Origin of the sequence: Methanobrevibacter curvatus (assembly GCF_001639295.1) — an archaeon.
Taxonomy (GTDB): domain Archaea; phylum Methanobacteriota; class Methanobacteria; order Methanobacteriales; family Methanobacteriaceae; genus Methanoflexus; species Methanoflexus curvatus.
This window is the reverse complement of the sequence record NZ_LWMV01000104.1, coordinates 23,955-30,988: the sequence shown is the minus strand read 5'-3', so window position 1 is coordinate 30,988 and position 7,034 is coordinate 23,955. Positions and strand designations below refer to the sequence as shown.

Genomic DNA, 7,034 nt, shown 5'->3' with positions numbered 1-7,034 from the left:
AAATTATTTTGGATAAATTTTCATAATTTTCATTTTTTTTTTTTTTTTAAAATGATTGTTTTTTTTTTTAATTAATTTTTTTCATTTAGCTGAAGGTATGTTTTTGATTTTTCATATATTAGAAAATCAGATTTATTTCTAAATATTCTATTTTAATCATTTTTATTTGATAATTTATCAATTTGAATAGATAAATTTATAAGTCAAAAATTTTAATATACATTATAATGGAATTTATATTATTTTAAAATTTTATAAAAAATATTCTAGTTTAATTAAATAAATTTATTAATTTAATAAAAATCAACTAGTTAAAACTAGTTAAAATAATTAATTAAAATATTACAAAAATTTGCAAAAATTATTTTACAATTTATCTTAAAATTTGTCTTAATTTAATGTGTGAGAAAAATGAAAAGTTTTGGAAAAATAACAGCTATTCTGCTTTTATTAATAATAGTTTTAGTGGTCTGTAATAGTGTTTATGCTGCTAGTGGCGGGAATGGCAATAATACATCTCCTAGAACTGAAGCTGGGATTTCAAGTTTATCATTTAGTTATTTGGGCGGAAGTTCTTATGGTGGGTCATCTGGTGTTCAAACCACTCCTACTGTTATTATAAATGTGAAAGAGGCTTACAATGAAAGTTCTAAAAAGTACAATGAAAATGGATTTATATTGCCGAATGCAAGTGTAAAAGTTTTTAACAAATCTAATAACAAGCTTGTCTATTCTAGTTTAACTGGTGTCAATGGAAAGATAATATTTAATTTAAATCCAGGGAATTATATTTTCAATATTAGTTATTCAAGCTATTTAACTTATTCTAAAGCAATAAATATATCTTCTAACACTAACACTCTTACTCTTAATCATACATTTGTTCCAGATATTGCCTTTGTAGCTTCTTATGGTGGATACAAGGTAAAAATTGATTCTTTAATGAAACTAAGTAAAAGAATATATTTTTTAGATTACTGGGGAGATTTAGAGCAGGAAAAATTGTGGATGTTAGAACATGCTAACTTTGTCTACTTAGATATGTATGCAGCAGGATCATCTTTACCAAGTGATATATTTAATGGAACTCCTGCTAACAACAACTTTAAAATAGCTTATTCCTTTGGGATTTATGATACAGAGTTTTTAAACTCTCTTGGCTTAAATTTTATTGGAGCAAATTCGGCTAACAACACTCCACATACAATAGAAAATACATATCTTGGTTCTTATTTTAGGGCAGAAGAGGTAAAAGATAGTGATGATACAACTATCTTAAAAGAAAACTTAAATAATATGTTGAATTACATATTCTACTTACTTGGAGAAACTTCTGTTAATCCTACCTTGAATGTCAATAAAACTCCAAAATTAACAAGGTCTTCTTGGGGTTTATATCATCCAGATTATGGGGTTTGGGAGTATAAACCAAGTGACAGTTTAATTAATCAATGGATACTTGCAAATCCTGGATACAGCCATGATGGCATAGGTAGTTTAAATTGGGTCAGTGAAAACTATGTTCAATGGCAAGAGCTTAATGCAAAACCTGAAAATTTATATAAAATGTTTGAGACATGGTACAATAAAACAAAACCTGGATTAAATAACTCATTTGTAGTTGTTGCAAGCTATTATCCTGGTGGAAAGCTTATTGATAATTTAATTAAATCATATGAGGCTAAGGGAAGAGCTACTTTTAATTTATTCCAATTTGAGGTTAATCCTTCTATGGCCGAATTACTTTTAAGATTTGATGAATTTTCATCTCGTGGACTTGCTTCAGTAAATTCTCTCTACAGTTGGTCCCTAGACTTTGGAAATATGGGAGAAAATGGTGGAGCTATTGATGAGTTTACCAAGATGAACATTGAAATAATAAAAGCTGTTGATGGAATTAGTGAGTACAGCTACAAAAATGCAATTGGTCCACAAGCTGAATGGACATATGCGGTAACAATTCCAAGTTTTGAAGGTGTGTTTGGAGCAATAGCTGTTTCTTACTTAGATGGTGATGGAAAAGAACAGATAATTCAACCAGGTGTGGATAAATTAGTTGAAACTACTCTTGGTTGGGTTAACCTTAAAGAAAAGGAAAATAAGGATAAAAAAATAGCTGTTATATTTTATAACTACCCTCCAGGAAAAGCAGAAATTGGGGCATCCTACTTAGATGTTTTCCAAAGTTTGCATGACCTTTTGGAACAATTATCTGATGCTGGTTATAACATTGGCATGAAAAAAAATGAAATTCCAAACTCCACTGCACTTTTTACAATCTTGGCTGCATTTGGTAATAAAGGTACTTGGGCAACAGGTCTTTTAAATAAATATGTTCAAGATAATTGGGAAAAATTAAATTTAAACCAACAGCTTGTTGATTTAAATCAATATATGGCTTTTTTTAACTCTTTAAATCCTAAGTTACAAGAGAGTTTAGTTGATTATTGGGGTGCTGACCTTGGAAAAATAATGGTTTACAATGATTCTTATATAGTAATTCCTGGAATAAAAGTAGGAAATATTTTTATAACCTTCCAACCAAGTAGAGGATGGGAAGAAGTTGAAAATTATCATGATTTAACAATGCCTCCTCATCAGCAGTATGTCACATTTTACAAATGGTTAAAAGAGACCTATAAAGTCGATGCAATGATTCATATGGGGACTCATGGAACCTTAGAATGGCTACCTGGAAGGTCAATAGGCTTACAAGATGATGACTGGACCTTTGAATTAATGGGAATTCCTAATATATATCCATACATAGTCTCAAACCCTGGTGAAGCACTTGTAGCTAAAGAAAGAGCAGGAGCACTTGTAATTAGTCACATGACTCCAGCAACTGTGATATCTGCATTGTATGGAGATTTAATTACTTTAAATACCTACATTACAAACTATGATAATGCAAAGAATGTTAACAGTAGTTTAGCAGAAGAATACAAAGAAATGATTCTTGAGTTGTCTAAAACATTAGCCATTGATAGACCTAAATCCAATGAAAGTTTTGACAATTGGCTTGAGAAAACTCATCTACTTCTTGAAGACTTACAAAACGATGTTATTACTTTAGGTCTACATAGTTTAGGATATATTTTAACTGGAACTGCATTGGTAAATGAGACAATTACCATTGTTTCATCTAAAACAAAGGTATATGATGAAATTAAAAATTACTTGTATCCTTCACTACACAATCTTAGTTATCATGAGAACATGTTACACAGTACCAAGTACATAAGTCAAGTTAAAGCTATTCAAGACTTTTTTGCAAGTTTTGTCACTGCTTTAGTCAATGGATCAATAACAGTAGATAGCTATTTATCTCAAAAAGGAATTTCTAAAAATAGTGTATTTGGAGAATGCTTGACTTTAGCTAACACCACTATAAATCAAATTTTAAACAATGAAGAATGGAAAGCCATAATGACTGCATTGGAAGGAGGATATGTTTTACCTGGTCTTGCAGCAGATCCATCATATGGTGATGTACTTCCAACTGGTAAAAATGTCTTCTCTGTTGATACCACAAAAATGCCAACTAAGGCTGCCTGGGAAAATGGTAAGAAAATTGCTGATAAGATTGTTGTTGATTACTATGAGAAACATAAAGCTTTCCCCGAACTTGTTGGTCTTATTATTTGGGGAACAGAACTTCTTAGAACTGAGGGTGTTGGAATAGCTGAATTTTTATATCTTTTAGGGGTTGAACCTGTATATTCCACTACTGGAACTGTTACTGGATGTAAATTAATTCCATTGTCTGATTTAAAAATTAAATTATCAAATGGAACAGTTATCAATCGTCCAAGAATTGATACCTATGCAAGTGCTGTTACAAGCAACAATAATTGGCTTAAATTAATGACAACAGCTGTTAATTTAGTATTTTACAATACAACAGGTGAAAATGAATCTGTGAATTTTGTTAAAAAGCATTATGCTCAAAATCCTTCACTTGATAGAATCTTTGGTTTACCTGGAGCCATTCTTGAAGGAACTGGATACAGTAACTATCTTCCAAATACAAATAAATGGGAAAATTCTACTAATATTAGGGGAGATTTGGCTGAGATTTATCTTTCAAGAGTATCATTTGCATGGAGTGTTGATGAGAAAGGCAGAGTTGTTGTAAGCCCAAGTAGAGCAAATTATGAATATTTGCTGAAAAAAGTAGATTTAATAAGCCAAAATATAGATAGTACTTGGAGATTTTTAGATTCTGATGATTATTTTGACTGGTTTGGTGGTATGCTTGGAACTTCTCAACATTCTGGTGGAAATCCTGATACAGCTATTGTTGACACTAGAAATAAAAATGATATGGTTAGTCGAAATTTGAAAGAACAGTTAGATTTTGAGATAAGGTCTACAGTATTAAATCCAGTTTACAGAGATGCTCTTTTGAATACTCCTGCAGGTTATTTAAACTATGCTAAAAAATATGAGTATATCTTTGATTTTCAAATGGCTGTTAATGGAATAGATGGAGAAAATTTACTTTCCAGTGAATTAATAAATAATTTGGCTAATAATATTTTAGATCCTGCCTTTGAGGTTAACTCTGATTACAGTTCTTATGCTGTCCAATCTATGGCAGGATATTTAATTGAATTAAATAGGAAAGGAATGTGGCAAGCAGACTCTAAAACTGTAAGTGAGCTAGCTAATAAAATCATCCAATCAACAATTGCCTATGGAGTTGCTTGTTGTCACCACACTTGTGCAAATATTGAGTTTAATAAGTTTGTTATAAAAATGTCAACTTTATCTGATCCTTTAAAAAAACAGTATTCTGATGCATTACAGGCATCTTCATTGGGGGCTTCTGCTTACACTGAAACTAATGTAGAAACAGATGTTTCAAATTCTAAAGATAGTAGTAGCAAAGGCAGTTCTGAATCTTCTGATTCTCTTTCACCTAGTTCTTCTTCATCTCCATCTGCTGAAGCTAAATCTGTAGAAGAGGAGAAATCTAAAAACAATCAAGATACAGGTGCAGGAGAAGCTGAGGGTTCATCAAGTAGTGAGTCATATGAAGTTTCAAAGAAAAGCTCAAGTAGTAGTGAAGACTCATCAATGCCTGTAATCATCATTGCTGGAGTTTTGGTTTTAGTGGTTTTAATAGCTGTTGGATATTTTAGAAAAACCAAAAATGATGATGATGAATATTAGTTCCTTGATTTTTTTATAGTTCTAAAGTATCTATTTATTTTATCATAACTTTGGTTGTTCTGTTTAACTTTATTATTTTAATTTTATTATTTTTACTTTATTTTTATTAAATCATTTTTATTAAATTTATTTTTATTAAATTTAATTTTTATTAAAATTTTTATATTTATTTAATATTAACTATATATTAATTAAAAAATCCTGAATATTTATGATTTATCTTTAAATTAACTATATTTTGGCAGTAATATTTATTTTACTACATAAAAAGAGGAACTTTTATGGATTCATTTAATATTTTATGGCAAGTGGGAGTAATAGCTTCTGTTTTAGTCTTTGGAATTAAAATTGGTCTGGCAACTGGAATGGCTAACTATTCTAAAAAAATCATTTTGATAATTTCTTGTTTATATGGAGTGGGAGTTTATCTAATCACTCGAATAGCTTCTTTATTTGCTTCTCAAGTTGTTGATTTTGTTTATGGTTACAATGCTGTTTTTTTCCTTATTATGGCTGTAATCATGATAAGTGCAGGTCTTTTAACTGTTAGGGAGTGGAAAGTTCATGAAAAAAATACTTCGTCTGCTTCGGCTCTTGCCATTGTTGCTCCTTGTCCATGTTGTTTTATGTCAATTGTAGCTAGTATATTGCTGGTTGCTCCAACTGTAGGGTTAGGTGTAAATGATTTAAGTCCTTATGTAGCTGTTGCATTAGCTTTGACTATTTTAATCACTTATTTTGCTTCTAATTCACTTATATCTTATATTAAAAAACCATATCCTGTAATTCTTGGGAACTTTATGTTTTTCTTAGGTATTTACTTTTTAATTTCAGCTATTGTTATACCTAATATAGCTTCAGTTTTAGGCAAGAGTATGGGTGCTATAACTCTTGAAAATACAGGCTATATTATTTGGGTTATTGTTATATTGATTGTTCTATTAATTTTTGGTGTAGTGATAAGCAAGAAGAATAGGTTATTTGAATGAAGCTATTAGTTTCATATATTATTTCATCTATTACTTCATATATTTCTTTTTAAATAATTGATTTTTAAATAAATAGTTTAATATTTTTAATATTTTATAATGTATTATGTTTAGTTAACAATGAATTGGTAAATTTTTTAATTATATAATTTGTATTCATATTTTATGTTCATAATTTAATTCATATTTTTATTTTGGTGTTTTTATGGTAGCGAGTATTCCTGGAACTGATTTTTTAACTTCAGCTTTGAATGTGATTTCTCAGAGTTTGTTAATTCCTGTAATTGTTTTGTTGTTGATCTTTGTTGTTTATGCAGTTATTACTCTTGGAGGACTTATTTCAGAGTACACTTCAAGGAAAAAGGTTCCTGTAACTAAAATTCGAGATATTATAGATGATATATCTACAGCAGAAAGTTCACAAGAACTTCTTAAAATTATTGATTCAGCAGAAATTTCAAGTATGCAGAAGAAAATACTTGCAGATCTTGCTAAAAGAGAGAATTTAAACTCTAAACAAAGAGGTGCACTTGCAAGAAGATTGATTGAAAATGAAGAGGATAAAGTTGAAAAAGCTCTTGAAAAAACCGATATTGTGACACGCATAGGGCCAACTCTTGGTTTAATGGGAACTTTAATTCCAATGGGACCAGGTCTTGCAGCACTTGGAAGTGGGGATATTAATACATTAGCACAAGCTATTATTGTAGCTTTTGATACTACAGTCGTAGGAATAGCTGCAGGGGCAGTAGCTTATGTTGTATCAAAAATTAGAAGTAGATGGTATGATCAATACCTTGCAAACTTAGATGCATTATCTGATGCTGTTTTAGGGTTCTATGAAAATTGAAATAGAGTTATTTTTAA

3 protein-coding genes are annotated in these 7,034 nt (G+C 29.9%); all 3 read left to right on the top strand.

Annotated features, from left to right (window positions below; all coding sequences use genetic code 11):
- Window positions 1–411: 411 nt before the first annotated feature.
- The 3 genes from MBCUR_RS02515 (at window position 412) to MBCUR_RS02505 (ending at window position 7,017) form a co-directional block, all read left to right on the top strand.
- Window positions 412–5,178, top strand: a complete 4,767-nt coding sequence (locus tag MBCUR_RS02515) for a cobaltochelatase subunit CobN (RefSeq protein ID WP_084269422.1) — start codon at window positions 412–414, stop codon at window positions 5,176–5,178.
- 281 nt (window positions 5,179–5,459) lie between these two features.
- Window positions 5,460–6,167, top strand: a complete 708-nt coding sequence (locus MBCUR_RS02510; protein ID WP_067089811.1) for a DUF2162 domain-containing protein — start codon at window positions 5,460–5,462, stop codon at window positions 6,165–6,167.
- A gap of 205 nt (window positions 6,168–6,372) precedes the next feature.
- Window positions 6,373–7,017 (top strand): MotA/TolQ/ExbB proton channel family protein, encoded by a 645-nt coding sequence (locus tag MBCUR_RS02505; protein ID WP_067089808.1) that lies wholly within the window; start codon window positions 6,373–6,375, stop codon window positions 7,015–7,017.
- The last annotated feature ends 17 nt before the right edge of the window (window positions 7,018–7,034 follow it).